Raw genomic sequence first — 26,573 nt, 5'->3', positions numbered from 1 at the left:
ATGCGCGCCCGCTTTCTGGAGACAAACATGACCCTGCTCAAATTCAGCGATGTGTCCCTCGCATTCGGCGCGATGCCGCTGCTGGACAAAGTGTCCTGGCAGATCGCTCGTGGCGAGCGGGTGTGCATCATCGGCCGTAACGGCACCGGCAAATCGAGCATGCTGCGCCTGGTCAAGGGCGAGCAGAAGGGCGACGACGGTGATATCTGGCGCGCCCCTGGCCTGAAGATCGGCGAACTGCCGCAGGAGCTGCCGGTCGCCGACGAGCGCACGGTGTTCGACGTGGTTGCCGCGGGCCTGGATGGCGTTGGCGAGTTGCTGGCGCAATTCCACCACCTCAGCCAGAACATCCAGGGCGACGACGACCTGGACAAGCTCATGCACGTTCAGCACGAGCTCGAAGCCCGTGACGGCTGGCGCCTGCAGCAGGTGGTGGAAAGCACCCTGAGCCGCTTGCAACTGCCGGCCGACAAGACCCTGGCCGAGCTGTCCGGTGGCTGGCGCCGCCGTGTGCTGCTGGCCCAGGCGCTGGTGTCGGAGCCCGATCTGCTGCTGCTCGACGAGCCCACCAACCACCTGGACATCGGTGCCATTGCGTGGCTCGAAGAGGCCCTGCGCGGCTTCAACGGCGCCGTGCTGTTCATCACCCACGACCGTTCTTTCCTGCAGAACCTGGCCACCCGCATCCTCGAACTGGACCGCGGTGGGCTGATCGACTGGAACGGCGACTACGCCAGCTTCCTGGTGCACAAAGAGGCCGCGCTGGCTGCCGAAGAAACCGCCAACGCGCTGTTCGACAAGCGCCTGGCGCAGGAAGAAGTGTGGATTCGCCAGGGCATCAAGGCCCGCCGCACCCGTAACGAAGGGCGTGTGCGTGCGCTCAAGGCGCTGCGCGTGGAGCGCGGGGAGCGCCGTGAGCGCCAGGGCAAGGCCAACATCCAGATCGAAGCGGCAGACAAGTCCGGCAAGCAGGTCATGGTGCTGGAGAACGTCAGCTTCCGTCACCCTGAAGGGCCGATGCTGGTCAAGGACTTCTCCATGGTCCTGCAGCGCCAGGACCGTATTGGCCTGCTGGGTGCCAACGGCACCGGCAAGACCACGTTGCTCAAGCTGATGCTCGGGGACCTCGAGCCTACCTCGGGCAAGGTCGAGCGTGGCACCAAGCTGGAAGTGGCCTACTTCGACCAGATGCGCCACCAGCTCGATCTGGAAAAGACCGTGATCGACAACCTGGCCGAAGGCCGCGATTTCATCGAGATCGACGGCCAGAACCGTCACGTGCTCAGCTACCTCGGCGATTTCCTGTTCAGCCCGCAGCGTGCCCGCACGCCGGTCAAGGCGCTGTCGGGTGGCGAGCGTGCGCGCCTGTTGCTGGCCAAGCTGTTCAGCAAACCGGCCAACCTGCTGGTACTGGACGAACCGACCAACGACCTCGACGTCGAGACCCTCGAGCTGCTGGAAGAAGTACTGTCCAACTACAAGGGCACCGTGCTGATGGTCAGCCACGACCGGGCCTTCCTCGACAACGTCGTCACCAGCACCCTGGTGTTCGAAGGCGAGGGCAAGGTACGCGAGTATGTCGGTGGCTATGAGGACTGGATTCGCCAGGGCGGTTCGCCGCGCCTGTTGGGCGTGACCGAGAGCAAGGGCGGCAAGTCCGAGCTCAACACCGCAGTTGTCCAGAAGCAGGAGGTGCAAGCCGAACCTGCGCCAGTGGCAGCGGTGGCCGATGCCTCGAAGAAAAAGCTCAGCTACAAGCTGCAACGCGAGCTGGAGATGCTGCCAGGGCAGATCGACGCGGTCGAACAGCGCATGGCGGTGGCGCAGGAAGAGGTCAACGCACCGGGCTTCTATCAGCGGCCTATCGAGGAAACCTCGGCGGTGCTGGCCAAGCTCGAGCAGATGCAGGGTGAGCTGGATACCCTGGTAGAGCGCTGGGCTGAGCTGGAAGGCTGATCAGTCCTGCCCTCATCGCCGGCAAGCCGGCTCCCACAGGCTGCCACTGTTCTCAAGAGCAGTGCCAACCCCTATGGGAGCCGGCTTGCCGGCGATGAGGCCGGGCCTGGCTACATCATTCTTTCTTCTGCAGCCGCACCGCCAGCACATCGCACGGCGCGCCATGCAGCACGTCATTGGCCGTTGAGCCCAGCAGCAATGCCAGCCCGTGCCGGCCATGGCTGCCGACCACGATCAGGTCGCACTTCTGGTCCTTGGCCAGTTGGTGGATTTCCTGACGCGGCTGGCCGTAGGTCAGGTGCGAGTCGCCACGGTTGATCTCAGGGTACTTGTTGAACAGGCGGTCCATGCGCTCCTTGGCCTGGTCGAACTGCTGCTGTTGCAGCTGCGACAGGTCCATTGGCACGTCACCGCCGAAGGCCATGGCCATGGGTTCGACGATATGCACCAGCGAGACCTTGGCGCCTGTAGGCTCGGCGAGCTTCATGGCACGTTTGATCACCGGGTCGCACTCTTCGGTAAGGTCGACGGCGACCAGAAGATGTTCGTAGGGCATGAGCTGTACTCCTGACAATCGCGATAGTAGAAGTATGGTCGCTTTCGAGCGGGTCTTCCGTGAAACCGAGTAACCCGCTCATTTGCAACGCTTTATGGGATCTACAGATATGACGGTATTGCTGGTGGTGTCAATCCTGGCGGTGATTCTCAGCCCGTTTGCCTGGCTGCGCCAGTCGCGCAAACAGGGTGAGCAGATGAGCTTGCGCCTGGAGGCGCGGCGCATGGGGTTGGCCATGCAGCTGGCGCCGCAGCAGTGGCCGCACTGGCTGGAGCATGAGCCGCCGAGCCCGTGCCCGCAGTATCACCGCGGGCGCCGGCGGGGGCGGGAGGACAGCTGGTGCTACTGGCAGGTCAGCCCGGGCGTGTGGTGCAACCAGTGGCGTGAAGCGTGCGAGGAGCCGCGCCTGAACGAGGTGTTCGCGCGGCTGCCGGCCACCGTCTACAAGGTCGAAGCCGACACGCGCATGATTGCCCTGTACTGGAGTGAGCGTGGCGATAAATCTGTGTTGCAGGATATTGCCCACGCCTTCGAAGCCCTCGCTTAAGCCCCTATCACGACAAAGCGGCAACCTGGCAGCACCCCATGAAGGGCGGTGTCAGGTTGCCGCTTTGTCGTTTCTGCTGCGCAGAAAAGGCCAGGCAGGCCGGGAATTTCTTCAAGCCAGTCGCAGTGTAGCCAGCCTGCGGCGCCGTGCATGAAAAAATGCAGCGCCCCGCGATATTTGTGGTCAATCGCTGACATGAATGATCGGCGATCACGCTCATCATGCTTTGCCCCCGGACGATACAAAATGACCGGAAAGTCGCGTTTTAACCCCGCTTGCGAGCATTTGACAACGCCGACCTTTTCGGAGAATGTGTGCATACCCAAATCAAACGGGCGTATGAATTGAGCGTTTGTATGTCACATCGCTCATTCATGCTCCCGACTAGCGCGCTGACGGGTGTGCCTGGGCAAGAGCAGCGAATGGCTGCTTTCCACCAGCGATCGGCGTGTACAGTTCAGCTTCCATATCGTGGAGATCAGTTGATGATTTACGAAGGTAAAGCCATCACGGTTAAGGCTCTTGAAAGCGGCATCGTCGAACTGAAGTTCGACCTCAAGGGTGAGTCCGTCAACAAGTTCAATCGCCTGACCCTGGACGAGCTGCGCCAGGCCGTCGACGCCATCAAGGCCGACGCCTCGGTGAAGGGTGTGATCGTCAGCAGTGGCAAGGACGTATTCATCGTCGGCGCCGACATCACCGAATTCGTCGACAATTTCAAGCTGCCCGAGGCCGAGCTGGTTGCCGGCAACCTGGAAGCCAACCGCATCTTCAACGCGTTCGAAGACCTCGAATTGCCGACCGTTGCCGCGATCAACGGCATCGCCCTGGGCGGTGGTCTGGAAATGTGCCTGGCCGCTGACTACCGCGTCATGTCCAGCACCGCGAAAATCGGCCTGCCAGAAGTCAAGTTGGGTATCTACCCAGGCTTCGGCGGTACCGTGCGCCTGCCGCGCCTGATTGGCTCGGACAACGCCATCGAGTGGATTGCCGCTGGCAAGGAAAACCTTGCCGAAGACGCCCTCAAGGTCGGCGCCGTCGACGCCGTTGTCGCCCCTGAGCTGTTGCAGGCCGGCGCCCTGGACCTGATCAAGCGCGCCATCAGCGGCGAGCTTGACTACAAGGCCAAGCGCCAGCCCAAGCTGGAAAAACTCAAGCTCAATGCCATCGAGCAGATGATGGCCTTCGAGACCGCCAAGGGCTTCGTTGCAGGCCAGGCCGGCCCGAACTACCCGGCCCCGGTCGAAGCCATCAAGAGCATCCAGAAGGCCGCCAATTTCGGCCGTGACAAGGCACTGGAAGTCGAGGCCGCAGGCTTTGCCAAGCTGGCCAAGACTTCGGTTGCCGAAAGCCTGATCGGCCTGTTCCTGAATGATCAGGAGCTCAAGCGCAAGGCCAAGGCCCACGACGAAATCGCTCGCGACGTGAAGCAGGCTGCCGTGCTCGGCGCCGGCATCATGGGCGGCGGTATCGCCTACCAGTCGGCGGTCAAGGGCACGCCGATCCTGATGAAGGACATTCGTGAAGATGCCATTCAGCTTGGCCTTAACGAGGCCTCCAAGCTGCTGGGCAATCGTGTCGAAAAAGGCCGCCTGACGCCGGCAAAGATGGCCGAAGCGCTCAACGCCATTCGCCCGACCCTGTCCTACGGTGATTTCGGCAACGTCGACATCGTCGTCGAGGCTGTGGTCGAGAACCCGAAGGTCAAGCAAGCCGTGCTGGCGGAAGTGGAAGGCCAGGTGAAAGAGGATGCGATCCTTGCCTCCAACACGTCGACCATCTCCATCAACCTGCTGGCAAAAGCGCTCAAACGCCCGGAAAACTTCGTTGGCATGCACTTCTTCAACCCGGTGCACATGATGCCGCTGGTGGAAGTCATCCGTGGCGAGAAGTCCAGTGAAGTGGCGGTCGCCACCACCGTGGCTTACGCCAAGAAAATGGGCAAGAACCCGATCGTCGTCAACGACTGCCCGGGCTTTTTGGTCAACCGCGTGCTGTTCCCGTACTTCGGTGGTTTCGCCAAGCTGGTCAGTGCCGGTGTCGACTTCGTGCGCATCGACAAGGTCATGGAAAAATTCGGCTGGCCGATGGGCCCGGCCTACCTGATGGACGTGGTCGGCATCGACACCGGCCACCATGGCCGTGACGTGATGGCTGACGGCTTCCCGGACCGTATGAAGGACGAGCGCCGCTCGGCTGTCGACGCGTTGTACGAGGCCAATCGCCTGGGCCAGAAGAACGGCAAGGGCTTCTACGCCTACGAGACCGACAAGCGTGGTAAGCCCAAGAAAGTCTTCGACGCCACCGTGCTCGACGTGCTCAAGCCGATCGTCTTCGAGCAGCGTGAAGTCACCGACGAAGACATCATCAACTGGATGATGGTGCCGCTGTGCCTGGAGACCGTGCGCTGCCTGGAAGATGGCATCGTTGAAACCGCTGCCGAAGCGGACATGGGCCTGGTCTACGGCATTGGTTTCCCTCCGTTCCGCGGTGGTGCGCTGCGTTACATCGATTCGATCGGTGTGGCTGAATTTGTCGCCCTGGCCGACCAGTACGCTGACCTGGGGCCGCTGTACCACCCGACCGCGAAGCTGCGCGAAATGGCCAAGAACGGCCAGCGCTTCTTCAACTGAGCGGCCAACGAGTTAGAGCGAGAATATTGATATGAGCCTGAATCCAAGAGACGTGGTGATTGTCGACTTCGGTCGCACGCCGATGGGCCGCTCCAAGGGTGGCATGCACCGCAACACCCGTGCCGAAGACATGTCGGCGCACCTGATCAGCAAGCTGCTCGAGCGCAACGGCAAGGTCGACCCGAAAGAGGTCGAGGACGTGATCTGGGGCTGCGTCAACCAGACCCTGGAGCAGGGCTGGAACATCGCCCGCATGGCCTCGCTGATGACCCAGATCCCGCACACCTCCGCCGCGCAAACCGTCAGCCGCCTGTGCGGTTCGTCGATGAGCGCGCTGCACACTGCCGCCCAGGCCATCATGACCGGCAACGGCGATGTGTTCGTGGTCGGTGGTGTCGAGCACATGGGCCACGTCAGCATGATGCATGGCGTCGACCCCAACCCGCACATGTCGTTGCACGCTGCCAAGGCTTCCGGGATGATGGGCCTGACTGCCGAGATGCTCGGCAAAATGCATGGCATCACCCGCGAACAGCAAGACCTGTTTGGCGTGCGTTCGCACCAGCTGGCCCACAAGGCCACGGTCGAAGGCAAGTTCAAGGATGAGATCATCCCGATGCAGGGTTACGACGAGAACGGCTTCCTGAAAGTCTTCGACTTCGACGAAACCATTCGCCCGGAAACCACCCTTGAAGGCCTGGCATCGCTCAAGCCGGCATTCAACCCCAAGGGTGGTACCGTGACTGCCGGTACTTCGTCGCAGATTACCGACGGCGCCTCGTGCATGATCGTCATGTCCGGCCAGCGCGCAATGGACCTCGGCATCCAGCCGCTGGCTGTGATCCGTTCCATGGCAGTGGCCGGCGTTGATCCGGCAATCATGGGCTACGGGCCGGTGCCGGCAACCCAGAAAGCGCTCAAGCGCGCCGGTTTGACCATGGCCGACATCGACTTCATCGAGCTCAACGAAGCCTTTGCCGCACAGGCCCTGCCAGTGCTCAAAGATTTGAAAGTGCTCGACAAGATGGATGAGAAGGTTAACCTGCACGGCGGCGCCATTGCTCTGGGCCACCCGTTCGGTTGCTCCGGTGCACGGATTTCCGGCACCCTGCTCAACGTCATGAAGCAGAATGGCGGTACCTTGGGTGTCGCCACCATGTGTGTCGGCCTCGGCCAGGGCATCACCACGGTCTTCGAACGCGTCTGATCGCGTTGCAAGGCAGCAGCCGGGGCCCTGTGCCCCGGTTTTTGTTTTTTACAGAATTTGTTTCAAGAGGGAAGGCGACATGCAGATACAGCCAGGCGTATACCGGCATTACAAAGGGCCTGAGTACCGTGTCTTCAGTGTTGCGCGGCACTCCGAGAGCGAAGAGTGGATGGTCTTCTACCAATGCCTGTATGGTGATTACAGCTTCTGGGTACGACCCCTTTCGATGTTCCAGGAGTCCGTCGAGGTTGACGGCGAGCAGGTGCCACGCTTTGCTTTGGTCAAGGCCGAAGAGGGGCTTGCAGAGTTGTCTGGCAAGTCGCCGGCATGAACGACCGCGCTTGACCTCACAGTTTCGCCACTATATATAGCGGTGCCGCGTCTGGCACCTGACGCGTTTTTCATCTTCAGATTCAGGAATACTCCGATCCATGGGCAAATCGCTGGTCATTGTGGAATCCCCGGCCAAGGCCAAGACCATCAACAAGTACCTGGGCAACCAGTACGTGGTGAAGTCGAGTATCGGCCACATCCGTGACCTCCCCACCAGCGGTTCGGCCAGCGCCAGCAAAGAGCCGGCTGCCAAGCGGGGCAAGGCTGCGGGTGAGGCTCCGGCCCTGTCGCCAAAAGAAAAGGCCCGTCGCCAGCTGGTGGCGCGCATGGGCGTCGACCCCGATCACGGTTGGAAGGCCAAATACGAGATCCTGCCTGGCAAGGAAAAGGTGATCGAAGAGCTGCGCCGCCTGGCCAAAGATGCTGACACCATCTATCTCGCAACCGACTTGGATCGCGAGGGGGAAGCCATTGCCTGGCACCTGCGCGAAGCCATCGGTGGCGACGACACCCGCTACAAGCGCGTGGTGTTCAACGAAATCACCAAAAAGGCCATCCAGGAAGCGTTCTCGCAACCCGGCGAGCTGGACATCCATCGCGTCAACGCCCAGCAGGCGCGGCGCTTCCTTGACCGTGTGGTGGGCTACATGGTCTCGCCGCTGCTGTGGGCCAAGATTGCCCGTGGCTTGTCGGCCGGGCGTGTGCAGTCGGTGGCGGTGAAGCTGGTGGTCGAGCGTGAGCGCGAAATCCGCGCCTTCATCCCGGAAGAATACTGGGAAGTGCACGCCGACCTGGGCACCGCCAAAAACGCCAAGGTGCGTTTCGAGGTGGCACGCGAGAAGGGTGAAGCCTTCAAGCCGCTCAACGAAGCCCAGGCCATGGCCGCGCTGGAAAAGCTCAAGGCTTCCAGCTACACCGTGCTCAAGCGTGAAGACCGCCCGACCAGCAGCAAGCCGTCGGCACCGTTCATCACCTCCACCCTGCAGCAGGCGGCGAGCAACCGGCTGGGCTTCGGGGTGAAGAAGACCATGATGATGGCCCAGCGTCTGTACGAAGCTGGCTACATCACCTACATGCGTACCGACTCGACCAACCTGTCGACCGATGCCGTGGAAATGGCCCGCAGCTACATCGAAAGCGAGTTCGGCAAGCAGTACTTGCCGGAAGCGCCGCTGGTGTACGGCAGCAAAGAGGGGGCCCAGGAGGCGCACGAAGCGATTCGTCCGTCCGACGTCAACACCCACCCGACCAAGCTCAACGGCATGGAGCGTGACGCCGAGCGCCTGTACGAGCTGATCTGGCGCCAGTTCCTCGCCTGCCAGATGCCGCCGGCCCAGTACCTGTCTACCAGCGTCACCGTGGCAGCGGGCGATTTCGAGCTGCGTGCCAAAGGCCGCATTCTCAAGTTCGACGGTTACACCCGTGTTCTGCCTCAGGTCAGCAAGCCGGGCGAAGACGACGTACTGCCGGAAATGGTCCAGGGTGAAGCGCTCAAGCTGATCCAGATCGACCCGAGCCAACACTTCACCAAGCCGCCGGCGCGCTTCACCGAAGCCAGCCTGGTCAAGGAAATGGAAAAGCGTGGCATTGGCCGCCCGTCGACCTACGCGGCGATCATTTCCACCATTCAGGACCGCGGCTATGTGACGCTGCACAACCGCCGTTTCTACTCCGAGAAGATGGGCGACATCGTCACCGAGCGCCTGTCGGAAAGCTTCGCCAACCTGATGGACTACGGGTTCACCGCCGGCATGGAGGAGAATCTCGACGACGTGGCCCAAGGTGAGCGTGACTGGAAAAACGTGCTGGACGAGTTCTACGGCGACTTCAGCAAGAAGCTGCAGACGGCCGAATCCGCTGAGAACGGGATGCGCGCCAACCAGCCGACCATGACCAACATTCCGTGCAAGGAATGCGGTCGGCCGATGATGATCCGAACTGCTTCCACCGGCGTGTTCCTGGGTTGCTCGGGTTACACCCTGCCGCCGAAAGAGCGCTGCAAGGCCACCGTCAACCTAGTGCCGGGCGATGAAATCGCAGCGGATGACGAGGGTGAGTCGGAGTCGCGCGTACTGTTGGGCAAGCACCGCTGCCCAATCTGCGCCACGGCGATGGACGCCTACCTGCTCGATGAGAAGCACAAGCTGCATATCTGCGGTAACAACCCGGATTGCGTCGGCTACGAGATCGAAGAGGGCAGCTACCGCATCAAGGGCTACGAAGGGCCGAGCCTGGAGTGTGACAAGTGCGGCAGCGAAATGCAGCTCAAGACTGGCCGCTTTGGCAAGTTCTTCGGCTGTACCAACCCTGCGTGCAAGAACACCCGCAAGCTGCTCAAGAGTGGCGAAGCGGCGCCGCCGAAGATGGACAAGGTGGACATGCCGGAGCTCAAGTGCGAGAAGGTCGACGACACCTACGTGCTGCGTGACGGTGCTTCGGGGCTGTTCCTGGCTGCCAGCCAGTTCCCCAAGAACCGCGAGACTCGCGCGCCGCTGGTAATGGAAATCGTGCCGCACAAGCACGAGATCGATCCGAAGTATCACTTCCTTTGCGAAGCGCCGCAAAAAGACCCGGAGGGTCGTCCAGCGGTGATCCGTTACAGCCGCAAGACCAAGGAGCAGTACGTGCAGTCCGAGGTCGATGGCAAGCCGACCGGCTGGAAGGCCTTCTACGACGGCAACGCCTGGAAGGTGGAAGACAAGCGCTGATCGTTCAGCACTGCAAATGGGGCCGCTAGGCGGCCCATCGCCGGCAAGCCAGCTCCTACCAGGCCACGCAATACCCTGTGGTAGCCGGCAAGCCAACTCCCACCAGGACCACGCAATACTCTGTGGGAGCCGGCTTGCCGGCGATGGGTCGCACAGCGGCCCCATTTCATTGGTGACAAGCAGTCGCTGATCCCTGAAACTGCAGGTATTCGCCTTGCAGCTTCAGGGAGGTCACTCGAGATGGCCCAGGAACTCTACACCCGCACCAACCAGAAACTCTTCTTTGCCGGGCTTGCGCTCGAGTCCATGGCCAAGGCGGCAGACAGCCAGGCGATGAACGCCCAAGGCCTGGTCCAGGCTGAGCGCGAATCGGCGCTGTTCCACCTGTACGGGGCCCTGCTGGGGCTATGTCACGAGATTGGTGGCTTTTACCGCTTGCCGGTTGCGACCAGTGTCGAGCAGGCGCTTGCCGACGATGCGCTCAATGGCATCGCGATACCTGAGGTCGCCGAATTGCTGGAATTGGCCAGGCAGCGCGAAACGTGGCTGGCCCAGTTCCTCAGCGCTTATGCCGATTTGTTCCGACCACCCGTCGCGAAGAAAACTCCAAAAACCGATGTTACGCAGCCGCTGATTCAGGCCGTCAACCTCGACCAACCTGAGCAGCCTGCGCTATCGCGGGAAGAGCTGGAAAGCTGGCGCACCAACCTCAAAGGCTTGGTGAGACGATTCCGTGACGCGTTGAGTGAGTGCTGATAGCTGCGCTGGCTGGTACAATACTGGCCTTTCGCGGAGAACAGCCCTTTATGTCTACGTCTTTTCTGGAAATTGTCGAGTTGCCTGATGGCCGGATCGAACTGCGTCGTGCCGAGGACGAAGGCTCCCTGGTAACCCTGGATTTCTCGGAAGATGCCAAGGTGTTCCTGCAGGGCCAACACGTCGAAGTCGCCAAGGCGATGCTGAGTGTCGGCGTGCAGATGGCAGGTCGCCTGATGGATGGCGAGCTTGAGCGTGACGAAGGGCCGCGCGTACTTCACTGACACTGGTTTTTAATCGTGTCCAGGCAAAGCCTGAACATCAGCCGAGGCGGATGTTCAGGCTTTGTGCATTTCCGGCACTGGCGGCACGGAGCAGTTGCTGCCGCGCAGTGGCGTTAACGCTGCCCAGCCAGCTGACCACGGTGTGGCTGCGCCCCAGGCGCAAGGCTTCACAGGCGAGTTGCAACGGGCTCTGGTTGCCGCGTGGGTGCAGCAGCAGGATGCGTTCACGGTTGAGGCCGGCATCCCGCAACCAGGCCTGGGTCAGGCTGGCGGGTGGGGCTATCAGCGTCAGCCAGCGGGCCTCTTGCTCTTCGCTCAGTTCGCGCAGCACGGGTGCCAACAGGCTCTGGCAATGCTCGGGGGCGCCACGCAGGGACAGTTCACTGAACAGGTCCGGCTGGCTATTCTTGCGTGCCTGCTCACTGGCCTTCAGGCCAGGCAGTACCGGTTGAGCAAGGAACGCCTCGAAAAGCGGAAGCTGAACCTGCTGTTGTGGTTGGACGAGCTGCTGCATGACGCCTCCTGGTTCAGCGGCGAATGACGCCGACACTCAAACCCTCGATCACCAGTTCCTGATCTTTCAGGTCGACTTCGATGGGGGCGAACTCCGGGTTTTCGGCGATCAGCCAGACCTTGCTGCCCTCGCGCTTGAAGCGCTTGACGGTCACTTCATCGCCGATACGGGCGACGACGATCTGGCCGTTACGAGCCTCGCGGCAGGTGTGCACTGCCAGTAGATCGCCGTCGAAGATGCCGACATCCTTCATGCTCATGCCGTGCACGCGCAACAAGTAGTCGGCGGGCGGGTGGAAGAAGGTCGGGTTGATGTTGCACGATTGCTCGATGTGCTGCTCGGCGAGGATCGGTGCACCGGCCGCGACCCGGCCGATGATCGGCAGGCCGCTTTCTTCGGCTTTCGCTTCAAGGCCCGGAATGCGGATGCCGCGGGAAGCGCCCGGGGTCATTTCGATGGCGCCTTTGCGGGCGAGGGCCTTCAAGTGCTCCTCGGCGGCGTTGGGCGACTTGAAGCCCAGCTCCTGAGCGATCTCCGCACGCGTCGGTGGGAAGCCGTTGTCTTCGAGGCAGCGTTTGATGAAGGCCAGAATTTCGGCTTGGCGTGGCGTCAGTTTCAACATGGCAGGCGCTCTGTCTTTTTATACAGTGACTGGGATTATATACAGTACTGGATGAGCTGCAAGCTCCAAGCTGCAAGAAAAAGCGCTGTACCACCCATCTTGCTGCTTGCAGCTTCGAACCTGTGGCTTTCTAATGGCGACCGCACGGTCACTGAGCCTTGACATCATCAGGGCTGAAACGTATGTTTCAAACACCTGTTTGTTTGTCTGTCTGGCGGAGTGGTCATGGCCCAATCGGAAACCGTTGAACGCATTCTCGATGCTGCCGAGCAGCTGTTTGCGGAAAGGGGGTTTGCGGAAACCTCGTTGCGGTTGATTACCAGCAAGGCTGGGGTCAACCTGGCTGCGGTCAATTACCACTTTGGTTCCAAGAAAGCCCTGATCCAGGCGGTCTTCTCGCGCTTCCTCGGGCCGTTCTGCGCCAGCCTCGAGCGCGAGTTGGAGCGGCGTCAGGCCAAGCCCGAACAAAAGCCCAGCCTCGAAGAACTGCTGGAAATGCTCGTGGACCAGGCGCTGGTGGTGCAGCCGCGCAGCAATAATGACCTGTCGATCTTCATGCGCCTGTTGGGCCTGGCCTTCAGCCAGAGCCAGGGGCATCTGCGGCGCTACCTGGAAGACATGTACGGCAAGGTGTTCCGCCGCTACATGCTGTTGGTCAACGAAGCCGCACCGCGCATTCCGCCGCTTGAGTTGTTCTGGCGCGTGCACTTCATGCTCGGTGCGGCGGCGTTCAGCATGTCCGGCATCAAGGCGCTGCGTGCCATCGCCGAAACCGATTTCGGCATCAACACCTCGATCGAGCAGGTCATGCGCCTGATGGTGCCATTCCTCGCCGCCGGTATGCGCGCCGACAGCGGTGTCACCGATGACGCCATGGCTGCCGCCCAGCTGCGCCCGCGCAGCAAGACCAGCAGCACCACCGCCAAAGCCTGAAGGCTGGGCGGGGCAGGGCGCTTCGGCTAAGCTAGCGCCCATGCCCGACCTCGATTTCCTGCACATTTCCCTCGCTGACCAGCGCCTCTATGGCTTTGCCGAAGGGCGGCTGTGCCTGCGGCTTGCTGTTTCCACGGCGCGCAATGGCGCCGGGGAGCGCAACGGGTCCGGGTGTACACCGCGAGGGCTGCACCAGGTGCGTGCAAAGATTGGTGCAGGCTTGCCGCTCAATGCCGTGCTATGTGCGCGGCGCTGGACTGGAGAGGTCTGGTCGCCCGAACTGCACGCCCAACACCCCGGACGCGACTGGGTCCTCACCCGCATTCTCTGGCTCAGCGGCTGCGAGCCAGGGGTCAATCGCCTGGGTGTGGTGGACACGTTCCGCCGTTATATCTACCTGCACGGCACGCCCGACACGGAACCCTTGGGCGTTCCGCTGTCCCATGGCTGCATACGCCTGCGCAACACCGATCTGCTTGGCCTGTTCGAGCGTGTTCCGGCGCATTGCCTGGTGCGCATCGACCAGGCCGCATGCCCCCAGTGGGCTTCTTTAAGTCTGCAATGAAGGATTGCCTATGACCGTCAGCCTGCAAGGCTCCCTGATGGTGGATATCGCCGGTAAATGGCTGACCGCCGAAGACCGCCAACTCCTGCGCCAGCCAGAAGTGGCCGGCCTGATCATCTTTGCCCGCAACATCGACAGCCCGCGCCAGGTGCGTGAGCTGTGCACGTCGATCCGTGCCATCCGCCCCGACCTGATTCTGGCCGTGGACCAGGAAGGCGGGCGGGTACAGCGCCTGCGTCAGGGCTTCGTGCGTTTGCCGGCGATGCGTGCAATCGCTGATAACCCCAACGCCGAATACCTGGCCGAGCAGTGCGGCTGGTTGATGGCCACCGAGGTGCTGGCGGTTGGCCTGGACCTGAGCTTCGCCCCCGTGCTCGACCTTGACCACCAGCGCAGCGCCGTGGTCGGCAGCCGTGCTTTCGAGGGCGACCCGCAGCGTGCCACGCAACTGGCCGGCGCTTTCATTCGCGGCATGAACGCAGCGGGCATGGCCGCCTGTGGCAAGCATTTTCCCGGGCACGGCTGGGCCGAGGCCGATTCGCATGTAGCCATCCCGACCGACGAGCGCAGCCTTGACGAGCTGCGCCAGGCGGACTTGATCCCGTTCACCCGCCTCAGCGGCCAGTTGGCGGCGGTGATGCCGGCGCACGTCATCTATCCGCAGGTCGACAACCAACCGGCCGGCTTTTCACGCCGCTGGCTGCAGGACATCCTGCGCGGCGAGCTGGGTTTTGACGGGGTGATCTTCAGTGATGACTTGTCCATGGCCGGTGCCCATGTGGTCGGCGATGCGGCCAATCGCATCGAGGCGGCCCTGAGTGCGGGCTGCGACATGGGCCTGGTGTGCAACGACCGGGCGGCGGCGGAGCTTGCGTTGAGCGCGGCGCAGCGCCTGAAGGTCAAGCCATCACCGCGTATTGCGCGGATGCGTGGGCAGGGTTTTGCGCGGACCGATTACCGCCAGCAGCCGCGTTGGCTGGAGGCGCTGGGGGCGTTGCGTGAGGCGCAGTTGGTGGATTGACCGGCCCGGTCTCTTCGCGGGGCAAGCCCGCTCCCACAGACTGGATTGCCCCAAGAGGTTGGGCATCAATTCAACCCTTGGAGGCAGTCCAGATTGTATTGAATTTGTGGGAGCGGGCTTGCCCCGCGAATAGGCCGGCCTGGCTGTCAGCGGCCGCGCTTGCCTGGCAGCGGCGCGAACAACGCCTCGATCTCCTCATCCCCCAGCCGCCACTGCCCAGCCTGCCCACCATCGAGCAGGCTCGCCGCCAAGGCAGCTTTCTCCTGCTGCAGCTGTTGGATCTTCTCCTCCACCGTGCCGCGCGTGATCAGCTTGAACACGAAAACCGGCTTGTCCTGACCGATACGGTACGCACGGTCGGTCGCCTGATTCTCACTGGCCGGGTTCCACCAGGGGTCGAAGTGAATCACCGTGTCGGCAGCGGTCAGGTTAAGCCCTACGCCGCCGGCCTTGAGGCTGATCAGGAACACCTCGCTGTCGCCCTGCTGGAACTGCTGCACGGGTGTGCGCCTGTCGCGGGTGTCGCCGGTGAGCAGGCTGTAGCGGATCTTGCGCTTGTCCAGCTCTTGCTCGATCAGTGCCAGCATCGAGGTGAACTGCGAGAACAGCAGCACCCGTCGGCCTTCGCTGAGCAGCTCTTCGAGCATGTCCAGCAGCGCACCCAACTTGCCTTTGTCGGCCTGGTTGCCTTTGGTCTCGACCCCTTTCACCAGGCGCAAATCGCAGCACACCTGGCGCAGCTTGAGCAGCGCATCGAGGATCACGATCTGGCTGCGTGCCGCGCCATTGCGGGCGATTTCGTCGCGCACCTTCTTGTCCATGGCGACCCGCACGGCTTCGTAGGTGTCGCGCTGCGCATCGCTGAGTTCCACCCAGTGCACCATCTCGGTCTTGGGCGGCAACTCGGTGGCCACCTGCTCCTTGGTGCGGCGCAGCAAAAATGGGCGAATACGGGTAACCAGGTGAGCCAGGCGCTCGGTGTCGCCATGGCGCTCGATCGGGGTGCGGTAATCCTGGTTGAAGCGTTTGAGCTCGCCCAGCCAGCCGGGCATGAGGAAATGGAAGATCGACCACAGCTCGCCCAGGTTGTTTTCCATAGGCGTGCCGGTCAGGCACAGGCGCTGGTTGGCCTGCAGCTCGCAGAGGGCGAGGGCGGCCTTGCTGGTGCTGCTCTTGATGTTCTGCGCCTCGTCCAGCACCAGCACGCTCCACGGTTGCGCGCGCAGGTGTTCGAGGTCGCGCGGCACCAGGGCGTAGGTGGTCAGCACCAGGTCGTATTCGTGCAACTTGGCGAAATGCTTGCTGCGGCCGGGGCCCTGCAGGGCAAGCACACGCAGGCCTGGCGCAAAGCGCTTGGCCTCGTCGAGCCAGTTGGGCACCAGGCTGGTCGGCATAACAGCCAGGGCAGGGTGGGCCAAGCGCCCGTGCTGTTTTTCCAGCAGCAGGTGGGCCAGGGCCTGCAAGGTCTTGCCCAAGCCCATGTCGTCGCCCAGGATGCCGCCGGTGCCCATTTCGCGCAGCGCCTGCAGCCAGTTGAGGCCCTGCTGCTGGTAGGGGCGCAGGGTGGCGTTGAGTGCGGCGGGTGGGGCCACCTGCAGGTCGCGTGCATCGCGCAGGCGCCGGCCGAGGTCACGCACATGGGCGCCACCCTCCCAGTGCAGTGGCAGGTGTTCGATCTCGTTCAGGCGTGCCGCGTCGGCGCGGTCCATGCGCAGTGCGGGGCCTGCACTGCCTTCGTGCAGGTACAGCTCGCCGAGGGTGCCCATCACCGCCTTGATTCGCCCGTAGGGCAGGGCGACGCGCAGCGCGGGGCTGTCCAGCCGGCCGCGGTTGAGGTCGATCAGCAGGTGCTCGTCGTCGCTGCGCCGGGCCAGCTCGCTGGGGCGCAGCAGCTCGGGGTTGCTGCGCAGCAACTGCAGCACGATTGGCAGCAGGCTGTGGCGCTGGCCTTCGACAACGATGCCCAGTTCCAGGTCGAACCATTCATGGCCCGGCGCTTCTTCGATACTGGCGTACCAGTCGTCCACGTCCTGCAGGTTGAAGGCGAAGTCGCGGTAGATGTCGACTTCCCAGCCGGCGTCGCGCAGGCGTGGCAGGCCATCGCGGGCGAAGCGCAGCCAGGCTTCGTCGTCGGGCAGCTGGAGCATTTCGCCGGCGCTGTCTGGCAGGGCTTTGCTTTGCCGGGTGGCAGGCTTGAAGCCCAGGTCGCGCAGGGTTTTGCGCAGTGCCTGCTCGGCCGCTGGCTGGCGGCGGATGCGTTGGCTGGTGGCGTCCACTAGCCGGGTCAGCGGCTTGTCGTCATTGCCGCTGGCGCGCAGGCCGTCGTAGTCGAACGCCAGCGCGGCGCGGTGCTGCATCTGTCGCTGCATGCGGCCGGTCTTGGGCATGTAGGCGCTGAATTCGAGGCTACCGAGGGTTAGCCGACCTTTGGGCGGGATGTCATCGACCTGCTGGGTGTTCACCGCGGTAGGCGTGGGGACTTGGCGGTTCAAGGCGTTCAATCGATGGCTCAAAGGGACAACCAGGTGTTCGGGGACAGTGGGCGCGCGTGCAAGCTGGCTGGCGATGAAGGGGTCGAGGTCGTGGCGTAGCTTGCCGGCCTGATGCCTCTGTTTGTCCACGTAGTACATAGGGTCGATGGGCAAGGCCTGCAGCTGAACTTGATCATCGAGGTACCAGGCCCCCCGATAACTGCCGTTGTCCAGCCTGACCCAGCGGAATTCGGCATGCCGCTCAGGCCCGGCCGCCATTGGTGCGGGGTCTTCTTCGCAGAGCAGGCGCCCTGTCGCCAGGGCATAACCAAACAGTTCTGCGCCTTGCTTACCCTCCAGTTCCACCACCGGCGCAATGGTTTTGCTGCGGGCGTCGATCAGCCGAAGCAACCGCGCATCTTCCTCGGTAACGTAGCGCGGGGTGTAGTAGATCAATTCGGGCATCGACGTGATTCGGCCGATTTTCAGGGTGCCATCGGCTTGCCGGGTACCCTTGATCGCCTCCAGTTGCCAATGCTCGCGGTCCATCTGGATGCGATAGTAGATTGCCGGGCCCTTGCGCACAGGCTCGCCGGTTGCAGTGCTCGGCGCGGGCGACTCGAGCGCCTCGACCCACAGGTTGAGATCCGGTGGCAGCACTAAGGCGGCCTGCTCTTGGGGCATAGGCGGCGCCAGGCGGCCGCCGCCGCTCTGCAGATGCAGGAGTGCGGCAACGCAGTGTTTGCAGTTGAGCCCCACTGGGCAGGTACAGCGCCCGAAAACGCGCAGGTCGGGGCCGTTGATCACCAAGTTGATGGTCTGGTGGTATCTCTGGTCCGCCGACCCCTCGCAGGTCGCTTCGATGGTTCTGTCATTCGACGAGACGATGCGGGTGCGCGCCTGCGCAGCGTAATTCCGCCCCCGGGCCAACGCGCCGGGTTCGATAAAATCGACCCAGTGCGGGTAAGCCATCAACAAGTGCTGCGCATCGGCCGCGCTCACATCACTGCTCCATCATCTCCGGGTCCATCACAGGCATCTTGCGTGTGCCCGGTGGCGTGACCTTCAGCAGTACCGCCAAATGGCCCCCGTCGAGGAAGGTCAGCTGGCCGCCTTTCATGTTGCTGTTGCTCTGCCGGAACTGCTCGCTTTGCAGCACGTTGCCATTGCCGTCGAGCTGGTTGACCCAGACGTTGGCGTCCACGGCGATGAAGCGGCCGTTGGTGATGCTCAGGTTGCCTTCGATCGGGAAGTGGCCGAATTGCTCCTCGCCAGCGCTCAGGGCAATGCGGCTCGGGCCTTCGACCACTGGCTGCTGCCAGGCCTTGTGCAGCAGCACGGTGTAGTCTGCCGTCGCCTGCAGCCGTGTGGCTTCATCTTCCAGCGCCAATGGGCGCTCGGCGCCTTTGTCCAGGCGCGGTGCGCTAGCGCTCCAGTCTTCGGGCGCGAACGGGCTGGTGAAGGCGGGCACGCTGTTCTGCCGCACAAGGATCATTTCTACCTGATACAGGCCTTCGGCGAAGGCCGCCGGCGCGAACAGCGCAAGCAACAAGGTCAGGCAACGGATGGCACGCATGGATCTTCCTTAGGCTGTCTGTGGGGTCAGGCGCTCGAACAGCGCCTCCAGAGTGTTGAAGCGTTCGTCGGGGCGTTCCATGGGGACCAGGAAGCGGAACTGCGTGGCGCCTTCGAACTTGTAGCGTTTTGGCTGGCCCTGGATCAGCTTGATCAGGGTCAGCGGGTCGACCGGGGTTTCGGCCTCGAACTCGAGCTTGCCGCCATTGGGGCCGGCGTCGACTTTCTTGATGCCGAGCTTTTCCGCCTGCAGCTTGAGCTGGGTCAGGCGCATCAGGTTCTTGGTCGGCTCGGGCAGCAGGCCGAAGCGGTCGATCATCTCCACTTGCAGGTCCTTGAGGCCTTCTTCGTCGGCCGCCGAGGCGATGCGTTTGTAGAGGATCAGCCGCGCATGCACGTCAGGCAAGTAGTCCTCGGGGATCAGCGCCGGCAGGCGCAGGTTGATCTCCGGGCCGCCGCCAAGCGGTTGCTCAAGGTTCGGCTGGGTGCCCTTGCGGATGGCCTTGACCGCGCGTTCGAGCATTTCCATGTACAGGGTAAAGCCCACGGCCTGGATCTGCCCGCTCTGGCCTTCGCCCAGCAACTCGCCGGCACCGCGGATTTCCAGGTCGTTGGTGGCCAGCACGAAGCCTGCGCCCAGGTCCTGGGTGTTGGCGATGGCCTCCAGGCGTTTCTCGGCGTCGCTGCTGACCTTTTGCCGTGCCGGGGTGAGCAGGTAGGCGTAGGCCTGGTGGTGGCTACGGCCAACCCGGCCGCGCAGCTGGTGCAACTGAGCCAGGCCGAACTTGTCGGCGCGCTCGATGACGATGGTGTTGGCGCTGGGCACGTCGATGCCGGTCTCGATGATGGTCGAGGCGATCAGCACGTTGAAGCGCTTGTGGTAGAAGTCGCTCATCACCTGTTCCAGTTCACGCTCGCGCATCTGCCCGTGGCCGATGCCGATGCGCGCTTCGGGGACCAGTTCGGCGAGGTCGGCGGCGCATTTCTCGATGGTTTTCACATCGTTGTGCAGGTAATAAACCTGGCCGCCGCGCAGCAGTTCACGCAGCAGGGCTTCTTTGACCGTGCTGTTGTTCTGCTCCATGACAAAGGTGCGTACAGACAGGCGCCGGGCGGGCGGGGTGGCGATGATCGACAGGTCGCGCATGCCGGCCACGGCCATGTTCAGGGTGCGCGGGATCGGCGTGGCGGTCAGGGTGAGGATGTCCACCTCGCTGCGCAGGGCCTTGAGCTGTTCCTTCTGGCGTACGCCAAAACGGTGCTCTTCGTCGATCACCACCAGGCCCAGGTCCTTGAAGCGCACATCGTCCTGCAGCAGCTTGTGGGTGCCGATGAGGATGTCGATCTTGCCTTCGGCAAGGTCTGCGGCAGCGCTGGCCACTTCCTTGGCCGACTTGAAACGGCTCATCACTTCAACCGAAACCGGCCAGTCGGCGAAGCGGTCACGGAAACTGTTGTAGTGCTGCTGGGCGAGCAGGGTAGTGGGCACCAGCACCGCTACCTGGCGGCCACTGTGCACGGCGATGAACGCGGCGCGCATGGCCACCTCGGTTTTGCCGAAGCCCACGTCGCCACACACCAGGCGGTCCATCGGCTTGGCGGCGAGCATGTCGGCACGCACCGCTTCGATGGCGTTCTGCTGGTCGGGAGTTTCCTCGAACGGGAAGCCGGCACTGAAGGTGGCATAGTCGGCGGCCGGGTCGGCAAAGGCATAGCCTTTACGCGCGGCGCGGCGGGCATAGATGTCGAGCAGTTCGGCGGCAACGTCGCGCACTTGCTCGGCGGCCTTGCGCTTGGCCTTCTGCCAGGCTTCCGAACCCAGCCGGTGCAGCGGGGCCAGGGCATCGTCGCTGCCGGTGTAGCGGGCAATCAGGTGCAGGTTGGCCACGGGCACATAAAGCTTGGCGTTCTCGGCGTACTCCAGGGTCAGGAACTCGGCGGCCTGGCCGTCGATTTCCAGTGTGGCCAGGCCCAGGTAGCGGCCCACGCCGTGGTCGATGTGCACCACCGGCGCGCCTTCGCGCAGCTCGGTAAGGTTCTTGATGACCGCGTCGTTGGCCGCCTCGCCGCGCTTGTCGCGGCGCCGGCGCTGCATCACGCGTTGGCCGAACAGCGGGCTTTCGGCGACCAGGGCCAGGCCTGGGTCTTCGAGCAGCAGGCCATCGTCGAGCGGGGCGATGGTGATCGCCAGGCGCGCGTTGCCGGTGATGAAGTCGGCCCAGCCTTCGACCGTTTGCGGCCTCAGCTTGAGGCGCTCGAGCAGCTCCAGCAGCACTTCGCGCCGGCCCGCCGATTCGGCGGTGAACAGCACCCGGCCGTTGAACTGGTCGAGGAACTCGGACAGCGCCGCCAGCGGCTGGTTGGCCTTGGCCTCGATGGCCAGGTTGGGTAGGGCGCGGGCCGGGAAGCGTTCCCGGCCGCTGCCGGCCTCGACGTCGTCGGCGCTGACCACTACCCGCGGCCACTGTTTCAGCCGGGCGAAGCAGTCTTCCACCGGCAGGAACAGCTCGGCCGGTGGCAGCAGTGGGCGGCTCAGGTCGCCGCGGCGGTCTTCATAGCGCCCGCGCACATCGTTCCAGAAATGCTCGGCGGCCTGTTCGACGCCTGGCAGGGAGAACACCTGGGTGTCGCTCGGCAGGTAGTCGAACAGGGTCGAGGTTTCTTCGAAGAACAGCGGCAGGTAGTACTCGATACCGGCGGGGATGATGCCGCTGGCGAGGTCCTGGAAGATCGCGCTGCGGCGGAAGTCGACGTCGAAGCGTTCGCGGAAGCGGGCCTTGAAGCGCGTCACTTCTTCCTTCTGCATGGGGAATTCGCGCGCCGGCAGCAGGCGGATCGAGTCGACCTTGTCGATCGAGCGCTGGGTCTCCGGGTCGAAGGTGCGCAGTGTTTCGATTTCGTCGTCGAACAGGTCGATGCGGTAGGGCAGTTTGCTGCCCATCGGGAACAGGTCGATCAGTGCGCCACGCACAGCGAATTCGCCGTGCTCGTAGACCGTGTCGACGCAGCGGTAGCCGCTGGCTTCCAGGCGCGAGCGCATCTGTTCGACGTCGATGGTCTGGCCCACGTCCAGCACCAGGCTGCTGCCGAGCAGAAAGCGCGTCGGCGCCAGGCGGTGCAGGGCCGTGGTGATCGGCACGACGAGGATGCCATGGCTCAGCTCCGGCAGCCGATAAAGGCTGGCGATGCGCTGGGAGATGATGTCCTGGTGCGGCGAGAACAGGTCGTAGGGCAGGGTTTCCCAATCGGGGAACGGCAGCACCGGCAGGTCCGGGGCAAAGAAGCGCAGCTCCTGTTCCAGACGGTCGGCAGCCTGGCTGTCGGCGGTCAGCAGCAGCGTGAAGCGGCCAGCACTGCTGGCGGCCTCGGCGATGGCAAGGCTGAGGGCGGCACCTGGCAGGTTGCCCCAGGTTTGTTTGCCGGCCGTGGCCGACATTTGCGGTAGGCGCAGAACTGACACGGGAGATTGCACTCCAAGCGTTGCGGCAAAGAGACCGATTGTACCGGTGCCGGTGCGTGATGTCAGGCTCGAGAAGGGCCCTGAACTCAGGCTTCGGCTGCCACGACAGGCGCTCATTGCCGGTTACGCGTTGGGGCGTCATAATGTAGCCCCTTTTTCTCCCCCTACATGTGGAAGGTTCCCGTGACTCAGAAGCCCGACCAGTGTCTTGGTGAGTGGATCGATCGTGAAGCACTTGCTGAAGCGATGATCCCGCTTATCGGTCAGCTCTACCGCAATAACAACGTGGTGAGCTCGATCTATGGCCGCAGCCTGATCAACCGTTCGGTTATCTCGATTCTCAAGGCGCACCGCTTTGCGCGTCACCGCCAAACCGACGAAACCGAGCTGTCCGTCCACGAGACATTCCCCCTGCTCAAGGCCATGAGCGAGCTGAAACTGGGCGCCGCTTCGGTCGACCTGGGCAAGCTGGCCAACAAGTTCAAGCAGGAAGGCAACGGCAAGACTGCCGAGCAGTTCGTCCGTGAAGAACTGGCCGACGTGGTTGGCCAGCAGAACGCTTCGGCGCGCAAAGGCACCGACGTCGTCCTGTACGGCTTCGGCCGCATCGGCCGCCTGCTGGCGCGCATCCTGATCGAGAAGACCGGTGGTGGCGACGGCCTGCGTCTGCGCGCCATCGTTGTGCGCAAGGGTGCTGAAAACGACCTGGTCAAGCGCGCCAGCCTGCTGCGTCGTGACTCGGTGCACGGCCCGTTCGATGGCACCATCACCATCGATGAAGCCAACAACACCCTGACCGCCAACGGCAACCTGATCCAGATCATCTACGCCAAGAGCCCGAGCGAAGTCGACTACACCCAGTACGGCATCGAGAACGCGCTGATCGTCGACAACACCGGTGTATGGCGTGACGCCGACGGCCTGGGCCAACACCTGGCCTGCCCGGGCGCTGCCCGCGTGATCCTCACCGCACCGGGCAAGGGCGCGCTGAAGAACATCGTGCACGGCATCAACCACGGTGACATCGCCGCCGATGACAAGATCATCTCGGCCGCTTCCTGCACCACCAACGCCATCGTGCCGGTGCTGAAGGCTGTCAACGACAAGTACGGCATCGTCAACGGCCACGTCGAAACCGTTCACTCGTTCACCAACGACCAGAACTTGATCGACAACTTCCACAAGGGCAGCCGCCGTGGCCGCGCCGCGCCGCTGAACATGGTCATCACCGAGACCGGTGCCGCCACTGCAGCCGCCAAGGCACTGCCAGTGCTCAAGGGCAAGCTGACCGGCAACGCCATTCGCGTACCGACGCCGAACGTTTCGATGGCCATCCTCAACCTGAACCTTGAGAAAGCCACTAACCGCGACGAAATCAACGAGTACCTGCGCCAGACGGCCATGCACTCGGAGCTGCACAAGCAGATCGACTACGTAAGCTCGCAGGAAGTGGTTTCGACCGACTTCGTGGGCTCGCGCCACGCCGGTGTGGTTGATGCCGAAGCGACCATCGCCAACGATAACCGCGTTGTTCTGTACGTCTGGTACGACAACGAGTTCGGTTACAGCTGCCAGGTGGTTCGCGTGATGGAAGACATGGCCGGTGTGAACCCGCCAGCGTTTCCACGTTGATTCGCTTGTAAGGCAATGAAAAAACGGGAACCTTCGGGTTCCCGTTTTTTTTGCCTGTATTTATGGTGTCTGTACCGGCCTCTTCGCGGGGCAAGCCCGCTCCCACAAAGTGAGTGACATCCGCCGGGTCGAGGTGACCCTGTGGGAGCGGGCTCGCCCCGCGAAGAGACCGGCACTGGCAACCGAGAACTGAAATTTTGCGCACAGCCCTCCTGTTCATCCTGATGCTCCTCACCGCCTGCAACCAAGGCCCGACCCTGGAGCGCCTGGGCGGCCCGACCATGGGCAGCAGCTACAGCATCCAGTACGTCCGCGAGCCCGGCGGCCCCGCACCTGTCCAGGTGCAGGCCGCCGTCGAAACCATCCTTCACGACATCGACCAGCACTACTCGACCTACCGCGGCGACTCTACCGTCAGCCAGTTCAACCAGCTGCCCGCCAACCAGTGCCTGGCCCTGCCGCCCGACATGCTCGAACTGGTCAGCCTCGGCCAGCACTTGGCCAGGCAGAGCGATGGCGCCTTCGACCTCACCGTCGAGCCGCTGCTTGACCTCTGGGGTTTCGGCCCCCAGGCCCGGCATGAGCAGGTGCCTGACCCGCAGGCCCTGGCCCAGGCCCGCCAGCGCGTCGGCTACCGGCACCTGCGCATCGATGGGCAGGCGCTGTGCAAGGACGCTGCGGTGCAGCTGGACTTCAACAGCATCGCCGCCGGCCATGCCGTCGACCTGATTGCCGCGCGCCTGAGCGCGATGGGCATTGGCAACTTCATCGCCGAAGCCACCGGCGAGCTCAAGGCCGTTGGCCGCAAACCCGATGGCAGCCCGTGGCGCATCGCCCTGGAATTGCCCCGCGAAGACCGCCAGATTGCCCGCCAGGTAATCCCGGTAAATGGGCTGGGTGTGTCGACCTCGGGTGACTATCGGCACTATTTCGAGCAGAATGGCCGGCGCTATTCGCACACCTTCGATGCCCGCCTCGGGCGCCCGGTCGATCACGACCTGGCCGCCGTCACCGTGCTCGATGCCTCGGCGCTGCAGGCCGACGGCTATTCGACCCTGCTGCTGATCCTTGGGCCTGAGCGCGGCTGGGACTTCGCCATCGCCCACGACCTGGCAGCAGTACTGGTGACTCGGGCAGAGGGTGGTTTCGTCTCCCGAGCGACGCCCGCATTCGAACGGGCGCTGAAAGGCGAGTGAAAGCGCAAGCAGGGAAGATCAAGGCCAGGGAATGGGTGAATGCACATGTAGTGCAGGCAAAATTGGCCTACGACGCGACCAAGGGTTAATGTGCGCGCCGTTCACGCTTGATTAGACTGCACCCGAATTTTCTCATGGCGCCCCGGCGGCATGATCGAGTCCCGCGGCGACCGTGGCCAGCGGGCCAGTTCTGAAGGAGTACGCATGGCTGTCTACAACTACGACGTAGTGGTGTTGGGTTCCGGCCCGGCCGGAGAAGGCGCGGCAATGAACGCCGCCAAAGCAGGGCGCAAGGTGGCGATGGTCGACAGCCGTCGCCAGGTCGGTGGCAACTGCACCCACTTGGGCACCATCCCGTCCAAGGCACTGCGTCACTCGGTGCGGCAGATCATGCAGTTCAACACCAACCCGATGTTCCGTGCCATCGGTGAGCCGCGCTGGTTCTCCTTCCCGGATGTGCTCAAAAGCGCCGAGAAGGTGATCTCCAAGCAGGTCGCTTCGCGTACCGGCTACTACGCCCGTAACCGCGTCGATCTGTTCTTCGGCACTGGCAGCTTTGCCGACGAGCAGACCATCGAAGTGGTGTGCCCCAATGGCGTGGTAGAAAAGCTCAACGCCAAGCACATCATCATCGCTACCGGCTCGCGCCCTTATCGCCCGGCCGACATCGACTTCCACCACCCGCGCGTCTACGACAGCGACACCATCCTCAGCCTGAGCCATACCCCGCGCAAACTGATCGTTTACGGCGCCGGGGTGATCGGTTGCGAATACGCCTCGATCTTCAGCGGCCTGGGGGTGCTGGTCGAGCTGGTCGACAACCGTGGCCAGTTGCTGAGCTTCCTCGACTCGGAAATTTCCCAGGCGCTGAGCTACCACTTCAGCAACAACAACATCACCGTGCGCCACAACGAGGAGTACGAGCGGGTCGAAGGCCTGGACAACGGTGTGATCCTGCACCTGAAGTCGGGCAAGAAGATCAAGGCCGACGCCTTGCTGTGGTGCAACGGCCGTACCGGCAACACCGACAAGCTGGGCCTGGAAAACATCGGTATCAAGGTCAACAGCCGTGGCCAGATCGAAGTCGACGAGGCCTACCGCACCGCCGTGCCGAATATCTACGGCGCCGGTGACGTGATCGGCTGGCCAAGCCTGGCCAGCGCCGCCCACGACCAGGGCCGTTCGGCGGCCGGCAGCATTGTCGACAACGGCAGCTGGCGCTTCGTCAACGACGTGCCGACCGGTATCTACACGATTCCGGAGATCAGCTCGATCGGCAAGAACGAGCAGGAGCTGACCCAGGCCAAGGTGCCGTACGAAGTGGGCAAGGCGTTCTTCAAAAGCATGGCGCGTGCGCAGATTGCCGGCGAGCCGCAAGGCATGCTGAAAATCCTGTTCCACCGCGAAACCCTGGAAATCCTTGGCGTGCACTGCTTCGGCTACCAGGCTTCGGAAATCGTCCATATCGGCCAGGCGATCATGAACCAGCCGGGCGAGCTGAATAACCTGAAGTACTTCGTCAACACCACGTTCAACTACCCGACCATGGCCGAAGCCTATCGGGTAGCTGCCTACGACGGCCTGAACCGGCTTTTTTAAGCGGC

The 26,573-nt window shown here is 63.1% G+C and carries 21 protein-coding genes; 14 read left to right on the top strand and 7 right to left on the bottom strand.

The genetic code is table 11. The features are described from left to right. Positions 1-27 precede the first annotated feature (27 nt). Positions 28-1,956: an ATP-binding cassette domain-containing protein gene (locus tag ACNQPL_RS02745; RefSeq protein ID WP_346613836.1), complete on the top strand. Its 1,929-nt coding sequence runs from the start codon at positions 28-30 to the stop codon at positions 1,954-1,956. 115 nt (positions 1,957-2,071) lie between these two features. Here the strand turns inward: ACNQPL_RS02745 and ACNQPL_RS02740 are convergent, their stop codons facing one another. Further along, a complete protein-coding gene (locus tag ACNQPL_RS02740) occupies positions 2,072-2,512 on the bottom strand; it encodes a universal stress protein (protein WP_346613837.1) in 441 nt (146 codons plus the stop codon). 109 nt (positions 2,513-2,621) lie between these two features. Here ACNQPL_RS02740 and ACNQPL_RS02735 point away from each other — a divergent pair, with 109 nt between their 5' ends. After that, the gene (locus ACNQPL_RS02735) at positions 2,622-3,059 is read left to right on the top strand and encodes a hypothetical protein (protein WP_416465767.1); all 438 of its coding nucleotides are present in this window, start codon (positions 2,622-2,624) and stop codon (positions 3,057-3,059) included. Here ACNQPL_RS02735 and ACNQPL_RS02730 read toward each other — a convergent pair. Then, positions 3,056-3,379, bottom strand: a complete 324-nt coding sequence (locus tag ACNQPL_RS02730; protein ID WP_416465765.1) for a hypothetical protein — start codon at positions 3,377-3,379, stop codon at positions 3,056-3,058. The two genes, ACNQPL_RS02735 and ACNQPL_RS02730, sit on opposite strands and share 4 nt — an antisense overlap. A 165-nt stretch (positions 3,380-3,544) precedes the next feature. Between ACNQPL_RS02730 and fadB the strand changes: the two genes are divergently transcribed. From fadB to ACNQPL_RS02700, 6 genes are all read left to right on the top strand, one after another. Then, positions 3,545-5,692, top strand: coding sequence for a fatty acid oxidation complex subunit alpha FadB (fadB, locus tag ACNQPL_RS02725; RefSeq protein WP_416465763.1), 2,148 nt, complete (start codon positions 3,545-3,547; stop codon positions 5,690-5,692). Positions 5,693-5,723: 31 nt separating this feature from the next. After that, positions 5,724-6,899: an acetyl-CoA C-acyltransferase FadA gene (fadA, locus tag ACNQPL_RS02720; protein ID WP_387529769.1), complete on the top strand. Its 1,176-nt coding sequence runs from the start codon at positions 5,724-5,726 to the stop codon at positions 6,897-6,899. Positions 6,900-6,978: 79 nt separating this feature from the next. Continuing rightward, a complete protein-coding gene (locus tag ACNQPL_RS02715) occupies positions 6,979-7,230 on the top strand; it encodes a DUF1653 domain-containing protein (protein ID WP_346613841.1) in 252 nt (83 codons plus the stop codon). A gap of 100 nt (positions 7,231-7,330) precedes the next feature. Then, the gene (gene topA / locus ACNQPL_RS02710; RefSeq protein ID WP_416465761.1) at positions 7,331-9,940 is read left to right on the top strand and encodes a type I DNA topoisomerase; all 2,610 of its coding nucleotides are present in this window, start codon (positions 7,331-7,333) and stop codon (positions 9,938-9,940) included. 240 nt (positions 9,941-10,180) lie between these two features. After that, complete coding sequence (locus tag ACNQPL_RS02705) at positions 10,181-10,696, top strand: DUF6586 family protein (protein ID WP_416465759.1); 516 nt, start codon at positions 10,181-10,183, stop codon at positions 10,694-10,696. A gap of 50 nt (positions 10,697-10,746) precedes the next feature. After that, a complete protein-coding gene (locus tag ACNQPL_RS02700) occupies positions 10,747-10,980 on the top strand; it encodes a hypothetical protein (RefSeq protein WP_003248777.1) in 234 nt (77 codons plus the stop codon). Positions 10,981-11,017: 37 nt separating this feature from the next. On the opposite strand, the gene sulA is transcribed toward ACNQPL_RS02700, so the two are convergent. Together sulA and lexA are read right to left on the bottom strand one after the other, a co-directional pair. Next, the gene (sulA, locus tag ACNQPL_RS02695) at positions 11,018-11,494 is read right to left on the bottom strand and encodes an SOS-induced cell division inhibitor SulA (protein WP_346613844.1); all 477 of its coding nucleotides are present in this window, start codon (positions 11,492-11,494) and stop codon (positions 11,018-11,020) included. Positions 11,495-11,507: 13 nt separating this feature from the next. Then, positions 11,508-12,116, bottom strand: a complete 609-nt coding sequence (gene lexA / locus ACNQPL_RS02690) for a transcriptional repressor LexA (protein WP_346613845.1) — start codon at positions 12,114-12,116, stop codon at positions 11,508-11,510. 225 nt (positions 12,117-12,341) lie between these two features. On the opposite strand from lexA, the gene ACNQPL_RS02685 reads away from it, so the two are divergent. The 3 genes from ACNQPL_RS02685 to nagZ are packed head-to-tail and all read left to right on the top strand — an operon-like array spanning position 12,342 to position 14,635. Further along, positions 12,342-13,049, top strand: coding sequence for a TetR/AcrR family transcriptional regulator (locus tag ACNQPL_RS02685; RefSeq protein ID WP_346613846.1), 708 nt, complete (start codon positions 12,342-12,344; stop codon positions 13,047-13,049). Between the two features lie 40 nt (positions 13,050-13,089). Then, a complete protein-coding gene (locus ACNQPL_RS02680; protein ID WP_416465756.1) occupies positions 13,090-13,614 on the top strand; it encodes a L,D-transpeptidase family protein in 525 nt (174 codons plus the stop codon). 22 nt (positions 13,615-13,636) lie between these two features. Further along, on the top strand, positions 13,637-14,635 hold the full coding sequence (gene nagZ / locus ACNQPL_RS02675; protein ID WP_416465790.1) for a beta-N-acetylhexosaminidase: 999 nt from the start codon (positions 13,637-13,639) through the stop codon (positions 14,633-14,635). Between the two features lie 146 nt (positions 14,636-14,781). Here the strand turns inward: nagZ and ACNQPL_RS02670 are convergent, their stop codons facing one another. The 3 genes from ACNQPL_RS02670 to mfd are packed head-to-tail and all read right to left on the bottom strand — an operon-like array spanning position 14,782 to position 22,141. Beyond that, on the bottom strand, positions 14,782-18,108 hold the full coding sequence (locus ACNQPL_RS02670; RefSeq protein ID WP_416465755.1) for an SNF2-related protein: 3,327 nt from the start codon (positions 18,106-18,108) through the stop codon (positions 14,782-14,784). A 1-nt stretch (position 18,109) separates the two neighbouring features. After that, the gene (locus ACNQPL_RS02665; protein ID WP_416465753.1) at positions 18,110-18,682 is read right to left on the bottom strand and encodes a CsiV family protein; all 573 of its coding nucleotides are present in this window, start codon (positions 18,680-18,682) and stop codon (positions 18,110-18,112) included. A 9-nt stretch (positions 18,683-18,691) separates the two neighbouring features. After that, positions 18,692-22,141, bottom strand: coding sequence for a transcription-repair coupling factor (mfd, locus tag ACNQPL_RS02660; protein WP_416465751.1), 3,450 nt, complete (start codon positions 22,139-22,141; stop codon positions 18,692-18,694). 168 nt (positions 22,142-22,309) lie between these two features. Between mfd and ACNQPL_RS02655 the strand changes: the two genes are divergently transcribed. The 3 genes from ACNQPL_RS02655 (at position 22,310) to sthA (ending at position 26,568) form a co-directional block, all read left to right on the top strand. After that, positions 22,310-23,773, top strand: a complete 1,464-nt coding sequence (locus ACNQPL_RS02655) for a glyceraldehyde-3-phosphate dehydrogenase (RefSeq protein WP_416465749.1) — start codon at positions 22,310-22,312, stop codon at positions 23,771-23,773. Between the two features lie 197 nt (positions 23,774-23,970). Then, positions 23,971-24,969, top strand: a complete 999-nt coding sequence (locus ACNQPL_RS02650) for an FAD:protein FMN transferase (protein ID WP_346613852.1) — start codon at positions 23,971-23,973, stop codon at positions 24,967-24,969. Positions 24,970-25,173: 204 nt separating this feature from the next. Continuing rightward, complete coding sequence (sthA, locus tag ACNQPL_RS02645) at positions 25,174-26,568, top strand: Si-specific NAD(P)(+) transhydrogenase (protein ID WP_346613853.1); 1,395 nt, start codon at positions 25,174-25,176, stop codon at positions 26,566-26,568. Positions 26,569-26,573: the final 5 nt, after the last annotated feature.

This window comes from Pseudomonas sp. LFS044 (genome assembly GCF_047978245.1).
In the GTDB taxonomy this organism is placed as follows: domain Bacteria; phylum Pseudomonadota; class Gammaproteobacteria; order Pseudomonadales; family Pseudomonadaceae; genus Aquipseudomonas.
The sequence above is the reverse complement of the archived record's forward strand: the minus strand, read 5'-3'. Positions and strand labels throughout refer to the sequence as shown.